Source organism: Laedolimicola ammoniilytica, from assembly GCF_025567165.1.
GTDB classification, from domain to species: Bacteria; Bacillota; Clostridia; order Lachnospirales; family Lachnospiraceae; genus Laedolimicola; species Laedolimicola ammoniilytica.
The window spans coordinates 1-25666 of the sequence record NZ_JAOQKC010000022.1; the positions used below are offsets into that span (position 1 = coordinate 1).

Here is a 25666-nt window from a genome sequence, read left to right on the forward strand (position 1 = left end):
TCTTATATGCTTGTAAGTACATAATTTTTGCAGTCATGACACAAGAAAAGCTCCCTCACAGGAAGGAGCTTTGTCTACAGTCTGAAATGAACTGTTATAATAATGACAGTTCATTTTTTTAAGGAGTATTCTGGTTATGATTCCTTCCTATTGCGCCATTGGTATCTTTTTTGGCATCTTCTGGGGTGTCTGTGTTCTCTGCCTGCGTTCTGGCCGTCTGTCCTTTTCCAAGGCGGAGCTTCTGGTGTTTTACCTGTTTTCACGAATCGTGCCCGTTTTTATGCAGGAGCATATCGCGGCGCGGAGCCTGCTGTGCCTGCTCCTGGAATGGATCCTGATCGGCGTTCTCACAGCTGTATGCCGCAAAAGAGAAGCAGCTGGACGGCGTATGCTCGCCTTTTACCTGTTTCAACCGGCTTCGATATTCTGTATTCTGGAAGGAATGGTTTCCGGTCTGTATCTGGTTTTCCTGTTTTTTATGGCAGTTTTGGCATTGGAACATCTGATTCGTCCACGCGACGGGAGACTTCTGAGCTTTTGGCCAGAATATCTGTCCGGCTGTATCGGGATTTACTGTACGGGATGGTCTGTTTTGCTTTTTCACGGACGTGCATCCCTGTTATCGGGCGTCGGAAATGTTCTTCTGGCCGGTTCTGTTCTGCATGTGTTCTACCGCGTATGGAAGCGGGACTGGAACCTTAGCCGCCCTGTGTCGAAGGGAGAGAGAAGCGTAGAAGTCCCGGCACCGCCATCACATTTTCGAACCCATGACGTCGTTCTGATGCTCCTGTTGACGTTTATCTTTGGCGCGATTGTTCTTTTTCGGCTGGGAAGTACCCAGGCCCCGGAGACCTTCCGCTCCATGACAGCTGAAAAATCGGATCAGAATCAGATTGTCTTAAAATTCAAAGAAAATACAAATATTTCAAAAATATATCTATTTCTCGGCTACCAGTCCAACCGCTGTTTTTCCTTCTCCTGTATCCAGCCTGGCGAGAATACGTGGACAGTATTTGACAGCAGTCGGGTGCTTCGAAGCGCTTTCTGCTGGAACGCTGTGGAGGTAAATCGGGAGCTTTCCTCCCTTGGTTTGGTACTGATGAAAGAGGATGCTGCTGTCGGGGAAATCGTCTGCCTGGACAGCAGTGGACAGCAGATTCTGCCGGAAAACGCGTCCGCGTATCCGGAGCTTTTCGATGAACAGGAGAGCTTTCCAGAAATTCCTTCCGCTTACGATCAGACGATTTTCGACGAGGTTTACCATGGCCGGACAGCCTATGAATTCCTTCACGGACTGCCCATCTACGAGACGACCCATCCGCCTTTTGGGAAAACCATCATCGCTGCGGGCATCCGGCTCTTCGGTATGAATCCTTTCGGGTGGCGGATTTCCTGCGCAGTACTCGGTATTCTTATGATTCCGCTGTTTTATCTGTTGGCATTTCAGTTGTTCCGACGGACCGGACCGACCGTTTTTGCAGTACTTCTCCTGGAAACGTCCTTTATGAATTATACCCTGTCCAGAATCGCGACCATCGATATTCTGGTGGCGTTTTTTGTGCTCTGTATGTTCTTTTTCATATTGTGTTTCCTGCAGAGCCTGGAAAAGCAGGAGAGTCAGGGACGGCAGTTCCTGTGGCTGTTTCTGTGCGGCTGCTCTACAGCCTTTGCCATATCCGTCAAATGGACCGGCTTTTACGCCGCAGCCGGAATTGCCATCTTCTTTTTCGAAGCCCTGTTCCGGGAAATGAGAGGGATCAGGAGCCGAAGCTATGCCTGGCATCATGTGATGCTTCCTATGGGGCTCTGGTGCTGCCTTTGCTTCCTTCTGATTCCGGGTCTGGTATATCTGCTTTCCTATATCCCGTTTCAGCGGCTCTATCCGGAGCAGAATCTGGTGAAACTGGCGGTGGAGAACGCCCGTTCCATGTTCAGCTACCATGTGGCCACCGTGGCGGAGCATCCCTATGCCTCTGAATGGTATCAGTGGCTGGTGGACTGGAGACCCCTCCTGGACAGCTATACGGCCTTTCCGGACGGCAGAACGGGCACTGTGTCCACCTTTCTGAACCCCTTACTCTGCTGGGGCGGTCTTCTGGCTCTGTTTCATCAGTTTTATCTGTGGAAGAAGCGCAGAGACCGGAACGCGCTGTTCCTGATTGTGTGCTACGGCGCCATGGTGCTTCCGTGGCTTTTTATTCACCGGACGGTTTTTATCTATCAGTATTTCATTGGCGGCTGTCTGCTTCCTCTGATGTTCGCCAATTCCTGCCGGCAGTTCCGGCAGAGCCGGGCGCTCATGGCTGGCATTTCCGTGGCATCCCTGTTGCTGTTCCTGGCTTTTTTCCCGGTTCTTTCCGGCCTCCCGGTTTCTCCGGCCTATGTAAGAACCTTCCTGACATGGCTGCCTTCCTGGATTTTTGTATAATCAGATATTGGATGAAAAAATAAAGAACCCTGCTTTGCGGGATTCTTTATTTTTTCGAACATATGTATTGACAAACGAATGTTCGGGGCTTATAATACAAGTATCAAAGGAACAGTTGTTCGGAAAACATGTTCGAATGATGCGACGCGCAGGAGAGCGCAGAATCTGGGGAGGGCACAGTTTATGTACGAGAGAAAAGCGAGATATGAGAGAAGAAGAGCACACGAAAGAAAAAGGAATCTGATGATTCTGGTTTCCGGCTTTTGCCTGGCCCTGACCTTTGCCTTTCTGTTCGGAAGTTTTCTTTCTAAAGCAGAGACAAGGGAATCTGACACTGTCTATTACAAGTATTATACGAACATCGAGATTCAGGCTGGCGATACGTTGTGGGATCTGGCTGCGGAATATATGGGAGACCAGTATGAATCCCGCACTGCCTACGTCGCAGAGGTTTGCCAGATCAACGGCCTCGCCAATACCGACGACATTGTGTCCGGAGAATATCTGGTGATGCCATATTATTCCGCAGAGTATAAGTAAAGAGCCTGCACTGTAACATGGCTATGTTTGTCAGTGGTACCACTGAGTTTTACATAGATATACATACGAGGAAATGCTTCTCTTTTAGGTACGAAAGCATATCTGCAACTGGGACACAAAAGATAAAATTTTTAAATTATAATACCAAAGAAACCCGGAGGTTTGATTCATTCATAGATTCAAACTTCCGGGTTCTTATTTTATGAATGAAAGGCAGAGAGTATCTATATCATATATTTCCATGGATTTCTATAGAAACAGATCTATTCGCCAAATCCTTGTTTTTCGAATAGATTAACCGAGATTGTCTAAAGAATCGTATGGATTGCGCCCTTTACAGATTTCACCATCCATGTCACACAAACTCAGGACAAAAAAACATCTGCCACCAGAATGTCCAAACTCCTCTCATTCCCCCCACCGGGAAGCTGCAGGTAATCCCGAATGAAAAGAAATTGAAAAATCTGAACATCACTGAGACAGATGTTGAAGCGGCCGGATTAAATATTGGGGTTGGTTTATAATGTAAGCGAATTCGTTGGGTAACAAGATATCGCTTTTTGAGGGATTTTGGTGAGGTACATTTAGCTTCCCAGCGTAACAAGCCGAATGCCGTCACGACCTGTCAGACCAGAAATCAAAATGTATGTTCAAGATTCATATCCCGGCTGCCTGTACGGTTCCACATCGAGCGCATTCCATAAACAAAAAATGCCTGCTTCCAAAAGCAGACACCCCAAAAAGGCATAACGCAAATACCTTTTTGTCAGGAACTGAACTTTCATCGGAAGTCTCTCCTCAAGTACTAAGCAGGTTTCCTGACTTACAGATCAACATATACCTTTTTCCTTCTCATACTGTAAAAGTACAATGGATACAAACAAAGGCTACTCCCTGAATACAGTGACCGGATCGCTCAGGATTCACACCTGATTCCCTTTTCTCATCGGGTTGAGAAACCCTCTGAGCACTTAATACCCTATATGGAATTGTACAAGAATTATTATAGCAGTTTGTACAGAAAAGTCAATTCTTTTCTGGAAGTTTCGCACAATAAATGATAAAATAAACCCATGGAAAGGATGAACAGAATCATGAAATACAAAAATTACCATGAGCAGAAGGATGCGGAGAATATTCAGCGGCTGCGGGAGGTGCTCACTACCCTGCCCTCTTTTGTCAGCGATTTTTTCAGGGCAAAGGAAATGAGCATGGCTACTACCACCAGAATTTCATATGGATATGACATACGAATTTTTTTTCGCTTTCTGGTAGAGAAAAATCCTTTATTTAAAAATTATAAAACAACAGATTTTACATATGAGGATTTAGATAAAATTAGTACCGTTGACATTGAGGAATACAAAGAATATTTAAAATTATATCAACGTGAGGAAGAACAGGGCGAAATTGATATTACAAATGGAGAACGCGGTATGAAAAGAAAGTTATCAGCCGTCCGTAGTTTGTTTAATTATCTTTATCGTTACGAACTGATAAAAAATAACCCCGTCGTCCTTGTCGACATGCCCAAGCTCCACGACAAAGCCATCATCCGTCTGGAACCCGACGAGACAGCCCGCCTTCTGGATTTTATCGAACATGGAGGCGACGATTTGACCGGGCAGAAAAAGGTCTATTATGAAAAGACCAAAGATCGGGATCTGGCTATTGTCACCTTACTTTTGGGTACCGGGATCCGTGTATCCGAGTGTGTGGGGCTGGATGTCACCGATATTGACTTCAATACCAATGGGATCCGTGTCATCCGAAAAGGCGGATCAGAAATGATCGTTTATTTTGGTGATGAGGTGGAAAAGGCGCTGAAGGATTATATCAATGGCAGCCGAAAGCTTGTGAATCCCCAGGAAGGCCATGAAAATGCCCTCTTCTATTCCACCCAGCGCCGTCGTATCGGCGTAAAAGCCGTGGAAAACCTGGTAAAGAAATACTCCCGTCAGGTGACGCCTCTGAAGAAAATCACACCCCATAAGCTACGTAGCACCTACGGCACGACCCTCTACCAGGAAACCGGCGATATTTATCTGGTGGCGGATGTCCTGGGTCATAAGGACGTCAATACCACAAGGAAGCACTATGCCGCTCAGGATGAGTCCCGGAGACGCAGCGCGGCGAATGTGGTGAAGCTTCGGAAAGAATAAGAAAGAATCGAAAGACAACAAAGAACCCGCGGGTTTCAGTCAGGCTGCAACCCGCGGGTTCCATTTTTGAAGTTGTTTACTCGACTACCAGTTCGCTCCACACATCGTCTGCTACAAAGCCAATGTAGGTCTTTCCGGTATTGATGGTAATCTCATCACCGTTCAGATCGCGGTATATGGTGCGATTCAGGTCAGAGTTCTTGGTCCAGGTGATTGGAATCGCCTTGCCGTTGGTGATGTAGTAGCCTTCCTGGCCGCTGGCCAGACAGTTCCATACCATGTAACCATGCTCATCCAGCTGGCTGTAGGACATCTTCTGCAGAATGACGTTCTTGAATGCCAGCTGCTTATTATCATTGCCCGGATCCAGGTGCTTGGAGCCATACTCGGAGTACAGGTAAGTGCCGCTCTCTTCATCGTAATCCAGCTGAGAACCATTGTGTTTGAAGGGCAGATCCACCAGGGTGCAGTCGATGCCGTCAGACAGCGCCACCGGCTTGCTCTCGGAAGCAAATTTGAAATGAGCCTCTGTGGGTGCATATTCATTGTAATTGCGGTCGATGCTGGAATTATTTTTAAAGTTCTTCTTCATATCGCCAGTCAGAACATACTCCGTAAACTCACGGGGCTTTCCGTTCTTTACGCGGGAGAAGGTTCCGCTGAAATGATCCACATAAGGATTGTTCAGGAATGTATTAATGTAGAAGGGGCCTCCGTCATGACATACGATGGCGTTCCATTCCGGAGCAATCATCAGGTTGGTGGGACGGACGCTTCGTACACTTCCCAGCTGCTTGATGCTGTCATAATCCTTTACCAGAACCATGAAGCGGGTAATGTGATCATTCAGTGTGCTATTCATCATTTCATAAATGATATCAGCCTGGGTCAGACCGTAATGCGGAAGCGCTGTTTTCTCATTATCTACCATGACTGCGATGGGACGCTGATCCTTCAGATCTTCGCTGATCCATTCATTGGTCAGCTCACTGCGGTACATCCCTTCCGGAGCGACCTCGTCCTCCGCTTCCTCTGTGTTCTCCGTGTCCTCTGCTCCATCTGCTGTCACTTCATCCTCTGTAGAAAAAGTGTTATCTGATGTGGCTTCCTCATCACTCTTGCCGCAGCCGGCAATGCTGAGAACGCCTGCAAGAGATAAGGTCAGCAGAATCAGGGTTAAACGTTTTTTCATCTGCATAGTTTCCTTCCTGTGTAGAATTTAATAATCCAGTAACAATTATAACATGTTCTGTAATCAGATACCAGTAAAAAAGAAAAAGTCTCTTAAAATTTACATAACATTCCAGCACTTTCGCCCTCTTTAGTATACATAAGTTTATTATGTATACTAAAGAGGAAATAGAACAAATTTTCTAAACATTTGTTTGCATCATCATACATCCTGTGGTATACTGATAATAAATACAGACCTTACGAAACAGGGAGGAATCGAATTATGGCTTACGGAAAAATTTCGAAAAAACAGTCCGAAATTCTTGAATATATTAAATCACAGATTATCAATAAGGGCTATCCGCCCTCAGTTCGCGACATCTGTGAAGCTGTACAACTGAAGTCCACGTCTTCCGTTCATTCCCATCTGGAGACTCTGGAAAAAAACGGCTATATCCGTCGCGACCCCACCAAGCCCCGCGCTATCGAAATCATCGATGACAGCTTCAATACCGCCCGCCGCGGTGAGGTGGTGAATGTACCGGTCGTGGGCCGTGTGGCTGCCGGAGAGCCAATTCTGGCGGTGGAAAATGTGGAATCTTACTTCCCGGTACCCATGGAATTCATGCCCAACGAGCAGTGCTTTATGCTGCAGGTCAAGGGCGAGTCCATGATCAATGCAGGTATTTTTGACGGAGATACCATTCTTGTGGAGCAGTGTCAGACAGCGGCCAATGGCGATATGGTTGTAGCTTTGATCAATGATTCCGCGACGGTCAAGACCTTCTATCGCGAAGCTGACCACATCCGTCTTCAGCCGGAAAATGATACCATGGCGCCGATTATCGTGCCGGATTGTCAGATCCTTGGCAGAGTATTTGGCGTGTTCCGTTTTTTCCGGTAAAATGTAATTATGAATATCAATAATCAGGCATATCAAAACCTTCACGCTTTCATGTAATATGGTATTTCCTATAGAGTAAAATAGCTCTGTATCACATGGGTTATCCCGATTTAGGATATCCTTTGTAATACAGAGCTTTTTGGTTTAAAATCTGATTGAGATCACAAAATCTCAACGTTAATTCTTATTTCATATTCAAAAATCCAAAAGGTTTTTCCGGATCTTCATACAGAAAATGCATCATCATATATGCGCACATCAGAGATACATTCTCCTCTTTCAGAATTCTTCGAATTTCCGCACGATCTGCCAGAACCACTTCGATCTCCTCGCCGTCCTCCAGGCCATCCCTGGAAAGCATGCCGTCTGCAGTTCCGTACACTGCAGCACAGGACTCATCGGTCATACCGATGGTGGTAAAATAGGGACGGCTGTACATCTCATCTACTTTGATGGGATGAAAAGTCAGACCAGTCTCCTCTCGCAACTCTCGCACGCCTGCCTGATGGTAATTTTCACCTTCGTCCACCAGTCCTGCCGGAAACTCATAAATATAATCGCCGATGCTGAAGCGATACTGGCGAATTAAAACTACCCGATCCCGCTTCTCTCCATAGAGGGCGTAGATAATGACGCCGTCCGGCTTATTAATATGAGTATTCAGTTTCAGCTCGGAGACATCCTTTGCCCTGGACGCCACATGGTAGAGCGCCTTGTGGCCGGTTTTGGTAACAGTATCCAGGTCGTACATATTCAGGAAGCGGTTGTCGGTGGTCTTTGTCACCTTTTCGATTTTACTCATTTTTACGCCTCCAGATCCTCGGCGGTAATGACAGATCCATCTCTCCAGATACGCTCCAGATCATAGAACAGACGATTTTCTTCATCGAACACATGAATGATGATATCGCCATAATCCAGCAGGATCCAGTTGGCGCTGTTATAGCCCTCCACCTGCTTTGGGACGAAGCCTGCCTTATGGAGCTCCTCCTGCACGTTGTCCACCATAGCCTGCACCTGGTTTTTATTGGAACCGCTGGCAATCAGAAAATAATCGGCCAGAACGGAAATTTCCGAAATATCAATGATACGGATATCACGCGCTTTCTTGTCTTCCATGGCCTGATAAGCCAGACGCGCCATTTCCTTAGACTGCTTCTGTGTCATGGTTTGCCTCCTCACGCTTTGTCTTGTAATATTCATAGGCTTTGACTGTCATCTCGTCCACCTCGCCCGGGCCATCGTCCAGATAGGACAGCGTATCAGACAGAATCTTATACAAAGCTTCATTCAAGTCAATGAATGCAAGCTTCCGTACCTCCGTCAGATTCGGTGCCTTGTTCCGGCGAGGCTCGATGTAGTCCGCCACATAGACGATCTTGTCGAGCAATGACATATTTGGTTTACCGGTTGTATGATTTAAGATAGCGCTGACAATCTCCTTGTCGTCAATGCCGTATTCATGCATGGCCAGAAAAGCCCCAAGCTTTGCATGTAGCAGAAAAGGATTGCGCCGCTCCACCTCTGTGATTTGAATGTTGTGCTTCTCACACAGCTTTAATTTCTTTCCATTGGGAATGCATTTGGCACAGTCGTGAAGAAGTCCCGCCATCTGCGCCTTCTGAATATCGTACTCATAGCGCATGGCCAGCGCGGCAGAGGTATACATGACGCCCAGCGTGTGCTGGTAACGTCCCTCGTCCATCTCCCGCTTCAGCTTTTTCTGATAGGATTTCATATCATAATTCTTCATCATACTTGGTACTCCTTAAGCCGGACTGTATAATCCCTGTTTGTAAATATATTCCTCCACCGCGGCAGGCACATAATACCGGATGGAACGGCCGTTGTGGACGCGCTCTCGGATCATATTGGAGGAAATGTCGATGTTGGGCGTCTCCATGGGATAGATATGAGCGCCGAACATCCCGGAAAGCTCCTGAATGCGCCTGGTCAAAGCCTCACTTTCCATATGATCCCGGGTGGCTGCCAGAATGCTGCAGGCGTCGCAGATGCGCTTGGGTTCCATCCAGGTGTGAAAATGCACCAGGGAATCCGCTCCCAGGATAAAATAATAATCTGTATCCGGGTGCTTCCGTTTCAGAAATTCCAGGGTCGCATAGGTATAATGATAATCCTGTGGCGTCTTCTCGAAATCAGATACCTTAAGATGGGGATTGTCAGACACCGCAAGCTCGGCCATGTGGGTGCGGTCTGCCATACTGGCGTTCACCTGACCGGCCTTGTGGGGCGGATTGCCATTTGGCATAATCAGCACATAGTCCAGGGAAAAGGATTCGTAGGCCGCTTCGGCCAGAATCAGATGTCCGGTATGAATCGGATCGAAGGTTCCACCAAGAATACCGACCTTTTTTCGCGTAGGCTCCATGATAATAACCGCCTTTCCATGTATACTGTGTCTGAAAATTATTTATAACGGAAGAAGAATCTTCTTTTTCTTATACTTTTCGTCTGTATTTTCGCGATACAGCACGATCTTCTTGCCGATAACCTGCACCACCTGAGAGCGGGTGCGGTCGGCGATAACCTCTGCGATCTCTCGGGGATCGTCGGCGCAGTTCTGCAGAACGCTGAGCTTAATCAGCTCTCTGGCAGTCAGCGCTTCGTCCACAGCCTTGGTAAATTCCGGTGTGACAGAGGATTTGCCCACCTGGAAAATCGGGTCCATGGTCATCGCAAGGCCTTTTAAATAAGCACGCTGTTTACTTGTCATGGTGTCTCCTTTTGTCTTATATTTATACCGCAGTGCGGGCTCAACTTGCCCCAGGGCACTCTCTCGCCCTCCGGGCTCACCTTGCCGCTACGCTCCGTTTCGCTCGCGGGCTTCGCCCTATGTGTCCAAAAGTCAACCGTCTGCCTTATGTGCAAGCACAACGTCAGCCAGCTGACTTTCGTCCACGCACTGCTCATTGCCTAACGAAAGTATTCGAATGCAAGTCCGTACATTCGGACGGTATCGCCTTCCTGAATGCCGGCCTGTTCCAGCTCCTTCAGGATGCCTGTGTTTTTCAGGAAGTTCTGGAAGAAAGCAAAGCCTTTCTCAGAATCCAGATTGGTATAACCCAGCATCTTTTCGATACGCGGGCCTTCCACGATAAATACGCCCTCTTCTTCCTCGGATTTGGCAACGGTATAGGGAAGGTTTTCGTATACCAGCTCTTCGCCCGGGAAGAATTCCTGTTCAAAAACGATAGCTTCCTGGGGTGCCTGGTCTAACAGCTCTCTCACATAGTAGAGAAGCTCCTTCAGACCTTTTCCGGCCACTGCGGATATGGGGAATACCCGGATTCCCTTGGGCTCAAATTCGTCCTTCAGACGCTGAATGGGCTCCTCGTCGTCGCCCAGGGCGTCAATTTTATTGGCTGCAATGACCTGCGGGCGGGCCGCGATTTCTTCATTGTAGGCCTCCAGCTCCTTGTTGATGGCATAGATATCCGCTACCGGATCCCGTCCCTCGGTGGATGCCGCGTCTACAATGTGAATCAGCACACGGGTACGCTCAATATGGCGCAGAAATTCATGTCCCAGGCCCATGCCCTCGGAAGCGCCCTCAATCAGTCCCGGAATATCCGCAATCACGAAGCCCGGAGCGCCCTGAAGATCCACCACGCCCAAATTCGGGTTCAGTGTGGTGAAATGATAGTTGGCGATCTTCGGCTGCGCATTGGTCACACGGGATAAGAACGTAGATTTTCCCACGTTCGGAAATCCGACCAGTCCCACGTCCGCGATCACTTTCAGCTCCAGAAGAACCTCCAGCTCCTGAGCCGGTACGCCCGGCTGGGCATACTTGGGAACCTGCATGGTGGAAGTGGCAAAATGCATATTGCCGGCGCCGCCACGGCCACCCTGGAGGATCACCTGTCTGCGGTTTTCACCGGACATATCCGCGATGACCTTTCCGCTCTCTGCTTCTCTGATGATGGTTCCTTCCGGAACCTTTAATATAATATCGCTGCCGTCCTTACCGTGGCAGCGTCGTTTTCCGCCTTCTTCGCCGTCCTGTGCCTTAAACTTTCTTTTGTGACGGTACTCATAGAGGGTATTCAGTCCCTCGTCTACTTCAAAAATGACGTCTCCGCCCCGTCCGCCGTCTCCGCCGTCCGGACCGCCGTTTGGTACGTACAGCTCCCGTCGGAAGCTGACATGTCCGTCTCCGCCCTTACCGGAACGGATCAAAATCTTTGCTCTGTCTGCAAACATATAATAAATCTCCGAAAATTAAAATGGTAAAAAAGGCTTCAAATCTTTCCGACTTGAAGCCTTTCATAACCAACTTATTCTGCTGCTACCGGAACGATAGAAACCTGCTTCTTATCTCTTCCCTTTCTCTCGAATCTTACGATTCCGTCGGTCAGAGCAAACAGTGTATCATCGCCACCGCGTCCTACGTTCACACCCGGGTGAATCTTGGTTCCGCGCTGTCTGTAAAGAATGTTTCCGGCCTTTACGAACTGTCCGTCGGCTCTCTTAGCTCCCAGTCTCTTGGACTCGGAATCTCTGCCGTTCTTTGTAGAACCTACTCCCTTTTTATGAGCGAATAACTGAAGGTTCATCTGTAACATGGTATTACACCTCCTTGAATACAATCCTGATATATGGTTTCCCATAGCTTTTTTGAATGTCTGTCAGCCCAAGTACCATGGAATCCATCAAAAGTGCGGCTTTCTCGGATAAAGGCTCCGGGAACGTACAGGTCAGCGACCCGTCCTCCTGTTCTCCGGAAAATTCATCCTCTGTGAAGGCCTCGATAGAGTTCAGCGTATTCAGTGAAAGTACACTGACCGCTGCACAGATGATATCGGAACCCTCCTCCGCGTATCCGGCATGTCCATTGATATCAAACCCCAGATACTGATTGGATTTCTTATATATGGTAACGGTTATCATGACAATTACTCAGCGTCTGCTGCTTCAGTGTCAGCTTTCTTCGCACGCGGCTTTCTTACGGAGATCTTCTCGATCTTCACTTCCGTGTACTGCTGTCTGTGACCATTCTTTTTGTGATATCCAGATTTTCTCTTGTACTTGTAAACGATGACTTTCTTGCCCTTACCATCACCGATTACAGATGCAGTTACAGTAGCTCCTGCTACAGTCGGTGTACCTACGGTCAGAGAATCTCCGCCAACTGCGAGAACCTGATCGAACTTATACTTCTCACCAGCTGCAACGCCAAGCTTCTCAACCTTGATCACGTCGCCTTCAGATACTTTGTACTGTTTACCACCTGTTGCAATAATTGCGTACATCCTGTGGCACCTCCTAATATAATTACTCGCCAATTTCGGTGACATGCCTTTCAGCATAACTGAAAATGCACATACTTATACCTCGTTGTGCGGCATCTTTAATATAATAACAGGATGATTTGTCTCTGTCAAGATATTTTAAAATTATTTTACGGATTTTTTGGGAATACGCACCTACTCCTGCACCTGCTCTGCCAGTGTTTTCTGGATCTTTTTCCGGGTGATTTCCACCAGTCCCAGAGGCGTCATATCCACCAGCGTGGCTTTAACCGGATCCCGTTTTAATTCGGAGGCAAGCACAGACAGTAATGTCCGGTTATCCTCCTCCCGATCCATGTCGATAAAGTCCGCTACGATAATACCGGACAGATTCCGGAGACGCAGCTGGCGGGCTGCTTCCCTGGCGGCCTCCAGATTGATTTTCAAAAAGGTGTCCGATTTTTTCTTTTTGCCTGTGTATTTGCCGGTGTTCACGTCTATGACGGTCAGAGCCTCCGTAGGCTGGATAACCAGATAGCCGCCGGATTTGAGCCATACCCGCTCCTTCAGGGCGTCCTCCAGGGCTTTGGAGAGCCCATAGACGCTATCCAGGGAAGGGGCTGTTTTTTCATAAAACTCAAGCTTTGGCAAATCCTCCGGCTGGTGGAGCGTCAGGTAATCCCGTAGCTCTTCGTATATCTCCGGCCGATCCGTCAGAATCTTATCAAAGCTGTCGGTCCGCAGTCCCCGCAATCTGGCAGTATAGGCGGAGGGTTCTCTGTATACAAGGGAAAAACAGGTCTGGTTCCGACCGGTTTCCACGGTGCGGCGATAGGTTTCTGTCAGCTCTTTCAGCTCCTGGCGTAAATCCTCTTCGGAAATTCCGGCCGCATTGGTACGGACGATGATACCGAAATCATCGCCCAGAAAGGGCTCCGCGATCGCCCGGAGCCGTTCTCTTTCGGCAGGTGTCAATTTGGAGGAAAGTCCCAGATGTCGTTTCCCGCTGGTGAGAACCAGGTATTTTCCTGCGAAATTCAGGTTTCCGCTGACGGTAGGAGCTTTCGTTTTCACGGCCTCCCGGCTCACCTGGACCAGAAGCTCGTCTCCGGCTGCCAGCTCCTTCTTTTTCTTCGGCGTAGTAAAAGCAGGCGTTTCCCCGGCGTCCAGGGCGTAATAACAGAGCTGCCCATCCCCTATCTCGATAAAAGCGGCGTTGATGTTGGCGGCAATGTTTTTTACCTTGCCCACATAGATATTGCCCAGGATAGAGTTGCCGCCGGAGGGCAGGCAGGAAAGCTCGGCCGCGGATCCATTTTCATAGAAAGCGTAAACAGTACGCTCCACGCCTCTGACCGAAAGGGTGGAAACTAAAAAAGTACCGCTTGTTGTCTGCTCCTTGATGAGCTCTGTCGGTTCCATTAAAATTCTTCTCCCAGATCTTCCAGTGATACCAGTCTGCGGGGTTCTCCCTCAGCCACCAGATTCGCGTACAGCTCCTTCCGGTGAAGCAGAAGGGCAAATTCCGGAAGGGTAAAGCCGGCGTAAGCCGCAAAAGCCTCCAATACCAGCTCCGGCTTTACATTCTCCGCGCTGCCGGCAGAAAGCTGCAGGAAAATGGAATCCTCCTGACAACGAGACTTATAAATCAGGGGCTTCAAATCCAGCTCCCGCTCTCCCTTTTTCGTCTTTTTGGTGACCAGAATCTGTTCCTGTGCGCAGAACGCCGCCCATTTTTCCTCCAGGCCATTTCCAAAGACGCAGCCCTCAGGCAGGCTGTTTTCCCGGAAACGAACCTCGTAATCGGCAGCCGCTACCAGGGACATGGCGTTGGCGGACTTTTCCTCGGGGATCTTCCGGAAGGAAAGAACCTCCACGCCCTCAGCCATAACCCCGTTCAGCCGCTTGACTGCCGCTTCGGAGGACAGTTCATTTCCAATCTCAATGTCCAGGTACTCGCCGTCACTGGTAAGGCCTACGCCTAAGGGAGAGGCGAAGGACATGATCATATGGGGGCTGAAGCCTGCGGAATAACAGATATCGATATCTGCCCGGCGCATGGCCTTCTGGAAATAACGCATGATATCCAGATGGCCGATAAATTTCATGATACCGTATTTACGGAATTTAATGCGGATTTTCATGCGTTTTCACCTCCTGTAACCATCGCCGCTGTGGGACAGCAGCCTGCGTGATAGCTGCCTGCGCCACAGCCCTGGCACTGCTGACGGCAGTTGGGCGTCACGGTCTCTTCGTGAGCGCGCTTCCACTCCCGCAACAGAAATTTTTTGGTAACGCCGATGTCGATAAAGTCCCAGGGGAACCGCTCGTTTTCATCGCGATGACGTGTCGTGTAGAACGGAATATCCAGACCGGTCTCTTCAAAGGCCTGAAGCCACTTGTCGTTATCGAAGCATTCGCTCCAGGAATCGAAGAGGCAGCCCTTGCGGTAGGCCGCAAGCAGGGAAGCTCCCACCCGCCGGTCGCCCCGGGCCAGGATTCCCTCCAGCACCGTTACGTCCGCCTCATGCCAGTTATATTTGATACTCTTTTTATTGAGCTGGGCTTTGATTTCGCTGTTGACAATATATGCCTTATCTAGGAACTCCTCCTTGGTACACATGCGCGCCCACTGGAAGGGCGTAAAGGGTTTCGGCACAAAAAAGGAGGTGCTGACGGTAATCTGACATTTGCCATTCCGCTTATCCTTGGGAATCTCATAGTACCGTTTCGCAATCTTTTCAGCCAGCCATGCGATAGCCTTCTCATCTTCTACCGTCTCCGTGGGCTGTCCCAGCATAAAGTAAAGCTTCACCTTCTGCCAGCCGCCCTCAAAGGCCTGTCCGGCTCCTTCCAGAATGATTTCCTCGGTCAGCCCCTTGTTGATCACGTCCCGGAGACGCTGGGAACCGGCCTCCGGCGCAAAGGTCAGGCTGCTCTTGCGGATATCCTGTACCTTGCTCATGACGTCCAGGGAAAAGGCGTCGATACGAAGGGATGGCAGGGAAATGTTGACGCCTTTATTTCCAAAGGTGTCGATGAGAAAATTTACCAGCTCCGGTAAATGACTGTAATCACTGGAGCTTAAAGAGCTTAAGGAGATTTCCTCATGTCCGGTATTCCGGAGCATTTCGGTTGCAGCCTCCGTAAGCATCTCCAGAGAGCGCTCCCGGATAGGACGGTACAGCATACCGGCCTGACAGAAGCGGCAGCCACGGATGCAGCCGCGCTGAATTTCCAGCACTACACGATCCTGGGTGACCTTAATAAACGGAACCAGCGGCTTCTTCGGATAAAAGGTATGGGTCAGATCTGTAACCACCTGCTTTTGAACCTTTGCGGGCGCATGGGGATTGTTGGACTCCATGGACGCAAGGGTTCCGTCCTCGTTATACGTCACATCATAGAACGAAGGCACATAGATTCCCGGGATTTCCGCCGCACGCTCCAGGAATTGTACACGGCTCTCCCCTGCCGCTTTGGAGGCCTTGAACGCGTCCAGAAGGGCAAAATAGGAGGTTTCTCCTTCACCGATGTAAAAGAGGTCGAAGAAATCGGCCAGGGGCTCCGGGTTGGTAGCACAGGGGCCGCCTCCGATGACAATGGGGTCGTCCCAGGTACGGTCCTTTGCGTAAAGAGGGATCTGGCTCAGATCCAGAATCTGCAGGACATTCGTGTATGCCATTTCGTACTGGAGGGTCACTCCAAGAAAGTCCATCTCCCGAATGGGATCCTGGGATTCCAGGGCAAACAGGGGAATGTTCTGCTCCCGCATGATTTTATCCAGATCGGTCCAGGGAGAATAGACGCGTTCACACCAGACGTCCTCTCTTTGATTGAACATGTCATACAGAATTTGAATGCCTAAGTGGGACATGCCGATCTCGTAGACGTCCGGGAAGCACATGGCAAAACGGACGTCCACTGCGTTCCGGTCTTTCATTACCGCGTTGATCTCGTTTCCAAGATACCGGGCCGGTTTATCTATTTTTAATAAAATTTCATCTGATAGAGCTAATCTTTTCATAAATACCTCTCTGATTTCTTATATTTTACAGGCTGTTGTCGGCCTGTGTTCCTGGTGTTTCGGTCGCCCGTTCCAGCTCCTGTACCGCCAGCATTCCCAACAGAATAAATCCGAAATCCAGGAAAATACTAGTGCGCTCCGAGGAGGCCCAGACTGTAGGCGACAAGCCCATACTGATCTTGGAGGCGGAGGCAATGACGAGGAGTGCCAGCGTGTCCATGAAACGTTTTGTCCTGCCCCAGATGAGGAACAGGGAAATTACCACACAGACGCAGCAGAGCGTGTATACAAGCAGCAGGATCCGTACAGAATCCGGCAGGCTTCCCTGATAATATACCACAGGCTGATCAAAGTCAAATACATGGAGAATCAGGTGTACCCATGGGTACTCCCTGTATCTTCCAAAGAGCAGGACGCCCAGAAGCCCCAGGTTCGAAAGCAGCGGAATCGCTGCGATTACGCGCGCCGGGAGGCTTCTCTGCTTCTTCCATACGGCAGCCAGAAGAATCATGGTCATCAGAAGATACGGCAGATTCAGATCCTGATACAGCGTCTTTAACAGGCTGTACCAGCCAAGCAGTATTTTCTGAACCAGGCTGAAACCGGCGTAGGCCGGGAACCAGAAATCAATGTTAGAGGCCTTGCGTGCCGCATTGCCGGGGCAGATGACGACGCAGACGGCAAAAAATATGGACAGGGTCAGCAGCAGGTACAGATAGGGATTCGTCTTCCGGCCCCGTAGTTTATCTGTAATAAGCAGATACAGGCAGGCCAATAGGGCCATGGCGCAGATTTGCTCCTGATTGATGGCAAAGATGGCCGCAAAGGCACCGAGGACATAGAACCCTTTTTTGCAGGCACCGTCCTGATACCAGAGGTACAGGGGCAGCGCAGCCACCAGAAGAGCTGCCAGAGGCCACCAGTAATTGATGGTTGTGGTCATATAGCCAGCCGAATCCATTTCCGTAAAATCATAGGAAAGGAGGAGGCAGAGGAACAGAATCAGGGATGTAAGCGGAACAGCCGTCCAAGTCCCAGACAAAGTGTTTTTGTCAGTCTGGATACTGCTTCCACTTCCATGTTTCCCATAGCCGCTGCAGAAAAATCCGCACAACAGCCACGCAATCAGCACCGACACCAGAATATCCAGCACCTTCCAGACCCAGATGGGTTGCTGCAGTACCAGCACCAGCACGCCCTCGATCACAAGCCGGGAGGACCAGCCATACCAGCGCTTCACCATGAATGCGCCGAAGCTTGTATCATCAAGGCAGGTCATAAAGTAGTAATCGTCCCCGCCGCCTAGCTTCAGCCAGAACATATGAAAAAGAATCGCCAGGACTCCATAGAAGCCAAGCAGAATCCAAGTTCGTTTGTCTTTCAACCAGATCATAACCTATGTTTCTCCTTCATTCGCCTGTGTCAAGGCATATAAGTATATTCCTGGTGCCGCATTTTATTTCGGACTTTCAGTTACGCCTGTATTCCGTGCACCGACACCAGATTCGGAATGCCCACGGTATAGAAGCTGTACAGGGACAAGAGACAGGTCAGACACAGTAATATCCGCAGCACCTTACTCTTCCCTTCGCAGTCCGCCCGATGAATCAGGTAGGCCGCATAGAACACAATCGGCAGCAGGTAACGTCCCTGAGGCTGGAAGTCCACCACCCAGGCATTGTATACAATCAGCGCGTACTGAATGAACAGAGACAAGGCCGCCGCACCAATCTCCCACCAGGTTCGGGAGTCCTTTTTCCGGTAAGCCCGTGCCAGCAGATATCCGATGATCGCCAGATAGAGAATGGCCATAACTGTATAATACCAGTCCCGCGCGCCGAATGCGTAAGAGCCGAAGAAGCCCGCAAAGGTGCGGAACAGATTTTTATTGAAATCAAAGCCGGTCAGAAGCTCTCCCAGGGTAACGCCCTTTTCCATAAAGCTCATGGAATACGCTCTCTCCAGTGCCGGGGTGGAAAGCTTGTATTCGGGCAATGCCGTCTGCTCCATCATATCCATATAGACCTGATATTTTCCAAACAGACCGTAGTACGGAAAATCTGTAATCATATATCGGATGGCGAAGATGCCAAGGGTAAAACCCACGATACCGAGATATTTATACAGTAGGACCTTCTGCTCCTCCTTCGGCGTATAGAACAGCCGGATCAGCAGCACCAGGAAAATGAAGATGAGCACCACGTAAAAGGTAGGCTTGCCCCACAGCGGCTGCACAAACAGCAGCCCCAGAAGCGCCATGGAAAGCAGCTGCTTTTTACAAAAGGGTCCGTCCAGCACCCGGTTCAGCATACTGTCCTTTTTCATGACCTGATACATACACAGGAAGCTTACGAAGAAGTCCAGGGAATCTGAAGTACAGTAGGAAAACAAATACCATACCTGGGGCGTCAGAAGCAGCATGGCAAAAAGCGCCCAGTTCTTTTTTACATTTTTCAGTGCGATCCCTGCCATGACGCAGAAGGTCACTGTCGTAAAAAACCGTACCCGGATAATCGGATCCGAGAAAAACTGGCCAATTTTCGCGGTCAGAAAATAAAACACCGTCCATTCACTGTGTCTGGTAGTGCCATAGATGGCGTAAGAATCAAGGATCTCCGGATCCCGCATATCCGGCGGCATGAAATGGGAAAAATAATAATTTACCGCCGACAGGGTATGATATTCGTCCGGATTCAGATAAAAGGGATTCCAGAAGCCGGTAAAAACCGTCATCAGAGTAGCCGCAAAAAGTCCGCCGAACAGTACGCAGGAGGTTAGTTTAAAAAAGAGACTTTGTTCCGCGATGGCCCGCACAAACCAGTGCACCAGAAGAATAGCCAGTACCAGCAGGAGACCGCTTCCAAGCCCGCCCAGAAGTCGCGCCGCAAGGGGCGTCCGGGCGTACAGTGCTTGGAATGCGTCCGTCGGAAGCATCTGGGAATCCTCGCCGGTCACACGGAAGGTAAAGCCTTCCTCTCCTATCAGCTCCAGATCCCCATTCACTGTAAAATAAGTCCGCAGCTCGTCTCCGGTAAGCGCCACAGTCTGAATGCCATTTTTCTTCACGGTAAGCCCCGTAATGGTCAGCGGCTCTCCCGTAGAATAATGCTGATCCAGCGGATCGATCCGCTTCAGAGAGCAATGTCTGCCATACTGGAGATCGCCATAGAAAACCCGCGCCACACCGTTCACCATCACCCGGTGATGGTCGTCCCGGGCAGTTATATTCGCCCCGGAACCGGCAAAGACAGTCGTCACTACTTCACCGTGGGGATCGCTTTCAAAGGTCAATGTCACGGTGGTAAATACCGGTGTCACAAATACGCAAACAAGCAGCCACAGGACTGCCGCTGCCAGAAAAAGTTTCTTTTTGTTCTGTTTTAAATGATTAAAATTCATGTCTTTCCTACTTTAAATCCGTTTATTTAAATTCGTTATTTAAAAAAAGTTCATTACAGCCTGAAGCACTCGCTGCTGAAGGTCTACACTTCGTTTCGGTCGGAGCTGAACAGACATCCACTGGATGTCTAGCTCCGTAAGAAAGTGATTCAGGAGTGCAAAATCCCATCGGCGAAGCCGATTTTATATGGATTTTGCAGCGTAACTGTGAAGGAACTGAACAGTTACATCAGCTGCACTAAGAGCATATAGCAGAAGGTTCCTGCCGCAATGCTTAAAAGCACATTCCGCTTCCAGACGTGTAAAAGCGCCGTCAGAAGCGTGGCTGTGAACTCCGGGATGCCGTGTGTGGCGGAAAAGAGATCTGCGCCCTTCAGACAATAGACCACCAGGGTCGCCATAATCGCCGGGGGCAGAATGGCACCCAGGTAGTTGACTGCTTTCGGCATCTCCTTGTTCCCTCCAAAAAGCACGAAAGGAGCAAGCCGGGTGATCAGTGTGCAGACAGCCGTCACCAGAATTATAACAAATGCTTGCGTTGCTGTCATGTATTTTCCACCTTTCCTTCCAGTCTTTTTTGCAAGGCCATGAGAATTGTCACCGTAATAATCAGGGAAGGCAGGATAAAATTACTGCCGCCGAAGATCAGAAGGCAGATCACCGAGCTGATAAGACCAATGACTGCGGGCAGATGGCTCTTCGCTTCTCTCCACTGATCCACAAAGATGGTCACAAAGAGCGCCGTCATGGCAAAATCAATGCCCGTCATATCGAAGGGCAGAACCTGTCCCAGAGCCGCGCCCACCACAGAACCGATGATCCAGTAGATCTGATCCAGCAGGGAAATCAGGAACATGACTTTCTTTTCATCCATTCCCTCCGGCACCTTTAAGGAGCACAACAGGGAATAGGTCTCGTCCGTCAGGGAGAAGATCATATAGGGTCTGGATTTCATGGCCTTGAATTTTTCGATGAAGGTCAGGCCGTAAAAAGCGTGGCGGCTGTTGATAAGTAAAGTCATCACAGCCACCACCGGAAGACTTGTCCCGGCGGTCAGAAAGCTTACCAGTACGAACTGAATGGAACCGGCGTAGACAATAGCGCTGATCAGAAGCGCCCACCAGAAACTGTAACCGGCTTCCTGCAGGAGCAGGCCGAAGGCCAGTCCCAGAAATAAATATCCCAGCATAACCGGGATGGTTTTCAAAAATGCAAATCGAAAAGATTCTTTCATTCGTTAAAATCCTGTATACAATCTAAAGTATAGAAAATCTCTGCCCTGTCTAAGGACACTGCCTCAGGAACCGGAAATCCGTATGGTGGACGCCGCCCGGCTTAGAAGCTGATTCAGATCTAGGTTTAATTGTTCTGAGTAATCCCGCTCCACTTCCCGGCAGATGCGTTCGCTATTCCAGGAAGCAACATTTGCCTGGCTGTAATCCAGCAGCACATACGCCGCAAAAAGACAGAGACAGACATAAAAGCGAATCCGGATCCAGATTCGTCCGGTCGGCTCCTCCGACGCCGGGGCCTGCCCTCGCTGCGCCAGAAGAAGCTGTCGGTACTGCCCGCCCTGTCTTTCTGATTTTTTCATATTTGATTACCGCCTTTTATTTTATGGGAATTACTACACAGTATGAAATCCGTTCCAGAATCAGAACTGCCATTCATCCAAGTCCAGATACCTCATATCCGATAGTTACTCTTTTTAGAAATTCCCTGTAGGAAAGTATTCTATGGAAATCGGCGGTTATTAGCCATGGTTTTCTTCTTTGTTTATCGGTTCGCCAGCTCCGACGTAATATCCTCCCAGGTCACGCCCCGCTCCACCATCAGAACCATGGCATGATAGAGAAGATCCGACATCTCGTACTTGATTTCCTCCGGATCCGGATTCTTTGCCGCAATGACCAGTTCGGTGGCTTCCTCTCCCACCTTCTTCAGGATTTTGTCGATTCCCTTGTCGAAGAGGTAATTGGTATAGGAACCCTCCTTCGGATGTACCTTACGATCTGCGATGACCTTGTATACATTCTCAAAGACCTTTAAGGGATTCGTATTCTTATAATCGGTTTTCGCGATCTCATGGAAGAAGCAGGACTTGTTGCCCGTATGGCAGGCTGCTCCGGTCTGGGATACCTTTGCCAGTATGGTGTCGCAGTCGCAGTCTACCACCAGCTCCTTCACATACTGGTAGTGGCCGCTGGTCATTCCCTTTACCCAGAGCTCCTGACGGCTTCTGCTCCAATAGGTCATCTTTCCGGTTTCGATGGTCTTATGGAAGGATTCCTCGCTCATATAAGCCACCATCAGCACCTCATCCGTGCGGTAATCCTGTACCACCACCGGAACCAGGCCGTCGGGACCCAGCTTGAACTCGGACCATTCCATATTGCAGCTTAAGGGACGGACCTTCTCCACGAAGGGGGCGATCTCGTTCAGATAAATGAGTTCGCTTACATACTCCTCAATCAGAGCTGCCGGAGCGCTGACCACGTCGGAGCTGTCCACGCAGGCCGCGATCTTCTCTTTGCCGAAGCGTTTGGAAGCCTCCTCGGTCAGATCGATATTCTCCTGTCGGCCATAATTTAGAATGACTTTCTCGCAACCCGCATAGAGAATTTTCTTTACATCTTCCAGCCGTTTGATTCTGCCGCCGGCCTTCACCGGCACCTCTACCGCGCGGCAGATTTCTTTCAGGGCTCCGATGGACAGGTCGTGATCCGCGTCTGTATCGGACAGATCAAAGACCAGAATCTCATCCGCTCCATTATCACTGTAATAGCGTGCCAGGACATCCCCGTCCTTATCTGCCTGCTCTCCCTGCACCTTTCCGGCCAGAAGCCGGATGACTGCTATATTTTTTTCACTCATATCAAAGACTTCCTTTCGTAGATAATACGTCTGTAATTCTCGGGTCCTGTGTGGTCGCCATGTCGAGGGCCTTGGCAAAGGCCTTAAACATGCCCTCAATCATGTGATGGCTGTTGCTGCCGGAGAGCATTTTGAAATGCAGGTTCATACCGGCGCTATAGGAAATGGCGTAGAAAAACTCCTTCACCATCTGGGTGTCCATTTCTCCTACCTTTTCTGTCGGAAACTCTGCGTCAGACACATAATAGGGACGTCCGGATAAATCCAGGGAGCAGAGTACCAACGCTTCGTCCATGGGAAGAATGCAGGTGCCGTAGCGCACGATGCCCTTCTTATCTCCCACCGCCTTCCGGATCGCCTGCCCCAGCACGATGCCCGTATCCTCGATGGTATGATGGCAGTCCACCTCCAGATCCCCCTTCACCTGACAGGTCAGATCAAAGAGTCCGTGCCGGGAAAAACCGTTCAGCATATGATCGAAAAAGCCAATGCCCGTGGAGATATCCGCTTTTCCGTTGCCATCCAGATTCAGGGTGATGGCGATATCCGTTTCTTTCGTAGTTCTGGAAAGACTTGCGATTCGTTCCATATGCTAGTCCTCCTTCTTTTCAAACCGTACGGCGATGGAATTGGCATGGGCGGTCAGCTGCTCTGCTTTCGCAAAGGTCTCGATATCCTCATGCACGGCCTCCAGAGCTTCTCTGGAATAATAGACGATACTGGATTTCTTCATAAAATCGTCTACACTAAGCGGGGAGAAGAACTTCGCCGTACCGTTGGTCGGCAAGATGTGGTTCGGTCCCGCGAAATAGTCCCCAAGGGGCTCGCTGGAATTTTCTCCGATGAAAATCGCGCCTGCGTTCTTAATCTTGGTCATCACCTGGAAGGGATCCTTTGTGACGATCTCCAGATGCTCGCTGGCGATCTCGTTGGCCGCCGCAATGGCCTCGTCTAGATTCTCCGCAATCAGAATATATCCATAATTTTCCAGGGATTTCTCCAGAATCGCTTTTCTGGACAGCTTCTGTACAAAATCCTCGATCTCCACCTGTACTTTGTCCGCCAGCTCCTTACTGGTAGTCACCAGAATTGCGGACGCCATCTCGTCATGTTCCGCCTGGGATAAGAGATCGGCCGCCACATAACGGGGATTCGCGGTCTCGTCGGCCAGCACCAGAATCTCGCTGGGGCCTGCGATGGAGTCAATGCTTACATAACCATAAACGGCCTTTTTCGCCAGGGCCACATAGATATTGCCGGGGCCTACAATCTTGTCTACCTTCGGCACACTCTCCGTACCAAAGGCCAGGGCTGCGATGGCCTGGGCTCCGCCCACCTTGTAGATCTCATCCACGCCCGCCTCGCAGGCAGCCACCAAAGTATTCGGAGATACCTTACCGTCCTTTCCGGGCGGTGTGGTCATAACAATGCGGTCTACGCCTGCCACTTTGGCCGGCGCCACGTTCATCAGAACGGAAGACGGATAGACCGCCTTGCCGCCGGGCACATAGACGCCGCAGGAGGCGATAGACCCGATTTTCTGACCAAGCAGAGTGCCGTCCGGCTTGCTGTCAAACCAACTGTAGCGGCGCTGCTTCTCGTGATAGCTACGGATATTGACCAGAGCTTTTTTGATGACATCCAGAAGCTTCGGATCTACTTCCCGGTAAGCCTCCTCGATCTCCTCTTTGGTGACGCGGATAGTGGAAGCGTCAAGCTTCGCCCCGTCGAACCGCTCCGTATAGGAAAAGAGGGCTGCGTCTTTATTCTTTTTAACATCTTCAATGATGGCGTTGACCCGTTCGGTAAACTCCCCGTAATGGTTGGGGCTTCGCTTCAACAGCTCATCCAAGAGATTTTGTTTGCTATTCTCATCCAATGTAACGACTTTCATTTTGATGACCTCCCAATGAGACGTCCGAACCAACGGTTGAAGATCCGGACAACCGGAACCTCCGCGGCACAGACCAATATTGCAACGCCCAGATTGAACACAGGCTGGGACATTGGTATCCATTTTTTGATAAAAAACATGCCTAACGACACATAGTATATCACCAGAAAGGTGGCGTGTGTACACATAATCACCAGGGAATTCCGGCCAAGCCAGCAAAGTACGCGGTTCACCGGAAGGGCTTTTACCAGGCTGATGATCCCGGCGCAGCATAAAAACGCGTTCAGATAATGCACCGGATGCACATACAGATAATGCAGATCAAACACGGGCGACCGGAGTGCCAGCAGGCTTCCCGGAATCAGCAAAAGCGTATACCAGCCCTTCGGAATCTTCACCAGATACCAGCCCATCAGCAGAAACGGCAGGGCCAGAAGACCCCGAAGCATCGTGATAAGCAAATCGTAACCGATATATCCACCCAGGCTGCATTCCCAGGTCACATACTGATCAAGCCCCAGTCCGGCGGAAAGGCCGTAAGCGCCAAGGGCCAGCAGGATAATTGCCAGATTCCGCTTCCATTCCCGCATGCCCTGAAGCAGCGCGAACACGGCTCCCGCGATAAAATAGGCCGGTAAAAACCACAGGATATGCACGCCATAACCGGTAAACGTATCTAGATACTGCCTTGCGAGTGTCGTCCCGGAAAGGGTCTCCGGATTTCGGATACTGGTGATGGTATTCATGACCAGCAGCATCAGGGAAAAGGACAGATAAGGCGTCAGGACGCCCCGGATCCGGCTGCCGATGGTCTCGAATGCCGTCCGGCCCGTATCCCGTCTCAGATACACCAGAATCCCGCCCACCACGAAAAAGAGTGGCATATGAAAGGACGAGAGCCATTTCAGGGTGTCCTCCTGTATATATTCGATATGTCCCAGGATCACCAGAAAGATTCCGATGCCCTTCGCCATATCCAGATAGTCCAAACGCTTTTGCTGCATGCTTCCTCC

At 49.8% G+C, this 25666-nt stretch carries 26 protein-coding genes and 1 riboswitch; of the genes, 4 read left to right on the plus strand and 22 right to left on the minus strand.

Annotated elements, in window-relative coordinates; genetic code table 11:
- The first annotated feature begins 136 nt into the window (after positions 1-136).
- The 3 genes from OCV63_RS13690 to OCV63_RS13700 all read left to right on the plus strand — a co-directional run bounded on the left by OCV63_RS13690 (position 137) and on the right by OCV63_RS13700 (position 5130).
- Positions 137-2428 carry a phospholipid carrier-dependent glycosyltransferase gene (locus tag OCV63_RS13690; RefSeq protein WP_158364755.1) on the plus strand — a complete coding sequence of 764 codons (2292 nt, stop codon included), beginning with the start codon at positions 137-139 and terminating at the stop codon, positions 2426-2428.
- Positions 2429-2611: 183 nt separating this feature from the next.
- Complete coding sequence (locus tag OCV63_RS13695) at positions 2612-2968, plus strand: LysM peptidoglycan-binding domain-containing protein (protein ID WP_262670880.1); 357 nt, start codon at positions 2612-2614, stop codon at positions 2966-2968.
- A gap of 791 nt (positions 2969-3759) precedes the next feature.
- Positions 3760-3958: riboswitch (cobalamin riboswitch) on the minus strand.
- Between the two features lie 92 nt (positions 3959-4050).
- Positions 4051-5130, plus strand: a complete 1080-nt coding sequence (locus OCV63_RS13700) for a tyrosine-type recombinase/integrase (protein WP_416862055.1) — start codon at positions 4051-4053, stop codon at positions 5128-5130.
- 76 nt (positions 5131-5206) lie between these two features.
- Here OCV63_RS13700 and OCV63_RS13705 read toward each other — a convergent pair whose 3' ends face one another.
- Positions 5207-6322, minus strand: a complete 1116-nt coding sequence (locus OCV63_RS13705; protein WP_262670881.1) for a DUF3048 domain-containing protein — start codon at positions 6320-6322, stop codon at positions 5207-5209.
- Between the two features lie 264 nt (positions 6323-6586).
- On the opposite strand from OCV63_RS13705, the gene lexA reads away from it, so the two are divergent.
- On the plus strand, positions 6587-7207 hold the full coding sequence (gene lexA / locus OCV63_RS13710; protein WP_158364761.1) for a transcriptional repressor LexA: 621 nt from the start codon (positions 6587-6589) through the stop codon (positions 7205-7207).
- Between the two features lie 184 nt (positions 7208-7391).
- Here lexA and OCV63_RS13715 read toward each other — a convergent pair whose 3' ends face one another.
- The 21 genes from OCV63_RS13715 to OCV63_RS13815 form a co-directional block, all read right to left on the minus strand.
- Positions 7392-8009 carry an NUDIX hydrolase gene (locus OCV63_RS13715; protein ID WP_158364763.1) on the minus strand — a complete coding sequence of 206 codons (618 nt, stop codon included), beginning with the start codon at positions 8007-8009 and terminating at the stop codon, positions 7392-7394.
- A 2-nt stretch (positions 8010-8011) separates the two neighbouring features.
- Positions 8012-8374 (minus strand): ribosome silencing factor, encoded by a 363-nt coding sequence (gene rsfS / locus OCV63_RS13720; protein WP_158364765.1) that lies wholly within the window; start codon positions 8372-8374, stop codon positions 8012-8014.
- The gene (gene yqeK, locus OCV63_RS13725) at positions 8355-8960 is read right to left on the minus strand and encodes a bis(5'-nucleosyl)-tetraphosphatase (symmetrical) YqeK (protein ID WP_158364840.1); all 606 of its coding nucleotides are present in this window, start codon (positions 8958-8960) and stop codon (positions 8355-8357) included. The genes rsfS and yqeK overlap by 20 nt, the downstream gene beginning before the upstream one ends.
- Before the next feature lie 15 nt (positions 8961-8975).
- On the minus strand, positions 8976-9596 hold the full coding sequence (nadD, locus tag OCV63_RS13730) for a nicotinate-nucleotide adenylyltransferase (protein WP_158364767.1): 621 nt from the start codon (positions 9594-9596) through the stop codon (positions 8976-8978).
- A gap of 42 nt (positions 9597-9638) precedes the next feature.
- Positions 9639-9941 (minus strand): ribosome assembly RNA-binding protein YhbY, encoded by a 303-nt coding sequence (gene yhbY, locus OCV63_RS13735; protein WP_158364769.1) that lies wholly within the window; start codon positions 9939-9941, stop codon positions 9639-9641.
- Positions 9942-10141: 200 nt separating this feature from the next.
- Positions 10142-11431: a GTPase ObgE gene (gene obgE, locus OCV63_RS13740; protein WP_158364771.1), complete on the minus strand. Its 1290-nt coding sequence runs from the start codon at positions 11429-11431 to the stop codon at positions 10142-10144.
- A gap of 74 nt (positions 11432-11505) precedes the next feature.
- Positions 11506-11793: a 50S ribosomal protein L27 gene (gene rpmA / locus OCV63_RS13745; RefSeq protein WP_087306297.1), complete on the minus strand. Its 288-nt coding sequence runs from the start codon at positions 11791-11793 to the stop codon at positions 11506-11508.
- Between the two features lie 4 nt (positions 11794-11797).
- Complete coding sequence (locus OCV63_RS13750; RefSeq protein ID WP_158364773.1) at positions 11798-12118, minus strand: ribosomal-processing cysteine protease Prp; 321 nt, start codon at positions 12116-12118, stop codon at positions 11798-11800.
- A 5-nt stretch (positions 12119-12123) separates the two neighbouring features.
- A complete protein-coding gene (gene rplU, locus OCV63_RS13755) occupies positions 12124-12480 on the minus strand; it encodes a 50S ribosomal protein L21 (RefSeq protein WP_158364775.1) in 357 nt (118 codons plus the stop codon).
- A 174-nt stretch (positions 12481-12654) separates the two neighbouring features.
- Complete coding sequence (locus tag OCV63_RS13760) at positions 12655-13881, minus strand: ribonuclease E/G (protein WP_158364777.1); 1227 nt, start codon at positions 13879-13881, stop codon at positions 12655-12657.
- Complete coding sequence (locus OCV63_RS13765) at positions 13881-14603, minus strand: TIGR03936 family radical SAM-associated protein (RefSeq protein WP_158364779.1); 723 nt, start codon at positions 14601-14603, stop codon at positions 13881-13883. Before OCV63_RS13765 ends, OCV63_RS13760 begins: the two co-directional genes overlap by 1 nt.
- Positions 14600-16486 (minus strand): TIGR03960 family B12-binding radical SAM protein, encoded by a 1887-nt coding sequence (locus tag OCV63_RS13770; protein ID WP_158364781.1) that lies wholly within the window; start codon positions 16484-16486, stop codon positions 14600-14602. The genes OCV63_RS13765 and OCV63_RS13770 overlap by 4 nt, the downstream gene beginning before the upstream one ends.
- A 25-nt stretch (positions 16487-16511) precedes the next feature.
- Positions 16512-17879: a hypothetical protein gene (locus OCV63_RS13775; RefSeq protein WP_158364783.1), complete on the minus strand. Its 1368-nt coding sequence runs from the start codon at positions 17877-17879 to the stop codon at positions 16512-16514.
- Between the two features lie 80 nt (positions 17880-17959).
- Positions 17960-19885, minus strand: coding sequence for a glycosyltransferase family protein (locus tag OCV63_RS13780; protein ID WP_158364785.1), 1926 nt, complete (start codon positions 19883-19885; stop codon positions 17960-17962).
- A gap of 224 nt (positions 19886-20109) precedes the next feature.
- Positions 20110-20433, minus strand: coding sequence for a branched-chain amino acid transporter permease (locus tag OCV63_RS13785; RefSeq protein ID WP_158364787.1), 324 nt, complete (start codon positions 20431-20433; stop codon positions 20110-20112).
- Positions 20430-21119 (minus strand): AzlC family ABC transporter permease, encoded by a 690-nt coding sequence (locus OCV63_RS13790; protein ID WP_158364789.1) that lies wholly within the window; start codon positions 21117-21119, stop codon positions 20430-20432. Before OCV63_RS13790 ends, OCV63_RS13785 begins: the two co-directional genes overlap by 4 nt.
- 63 nt (positions 21120-21182) lie before the next feature.
- Positions 21183-21479 (minus strand): hypothetical protein, encoded by a 297-nt coding sequence (locus tag OCV63_RS13795; RefSeq protein ID WP_158364791.1) that lies wholly within the window; start codon positions 21477-21479, stop codon positions 21183-21185.
- A 182-nt stretch (positions 21480-21661) separates the two neighbouring features.
- Positions 21662-22759 (minus strand): bifunctional phosphoribosyl-AMP cyclohydrolase/phosphoribosyl-ATP diphosphatase HisIE, encoded by a 1098-nt coding sequence (hisIE, locus tag OCV63_RS13800; RefSeq protein WP_158364793.1) that lies wholly within the window; start codon positions 22757-22759, stop codon positions 21662-21664.
- Position 22760: 1 nt separating this feature from the next.
- Positions 22761-23348, minus strand: coding sequence for an imidazoleglycerol-phosphate dehydratase HisB (gene hisB, locus OCV63_RS13805; RefSeq protein WP_158364795.1), 588 nt, complete (start codon positions 23346-23348; stop codon positions 22761-22763).
- A 3-nt stretch (positions 23349-23351) separates the two neighbouring features.
- On the minus strand, positions 23352-24653 hold the full coding sequence (gene hisD, locus OCV63_RS13810; protein WP_158364797.1) for a histidinol dehydrogenase: 1302 nt from the start codon (positions 24651-24653) through the stop codon (positions 23352-23354).
- Positions 24650-25657: an acyltransferase family protein gene (locus OCV63_RS13815; protein WP_158364799.1), complete on the minus strand. Its 1008-nt coding sequence runs from the start codon at positions 25655-25657 to the stop codon at positions 24650-24652. The genes hisD and OCV63_RS13815 overlap by 4 nt, the downstream gene beginning before the upstream one ends.
- Positions 25658-25666: the final 9 nt, after the last annotated feature.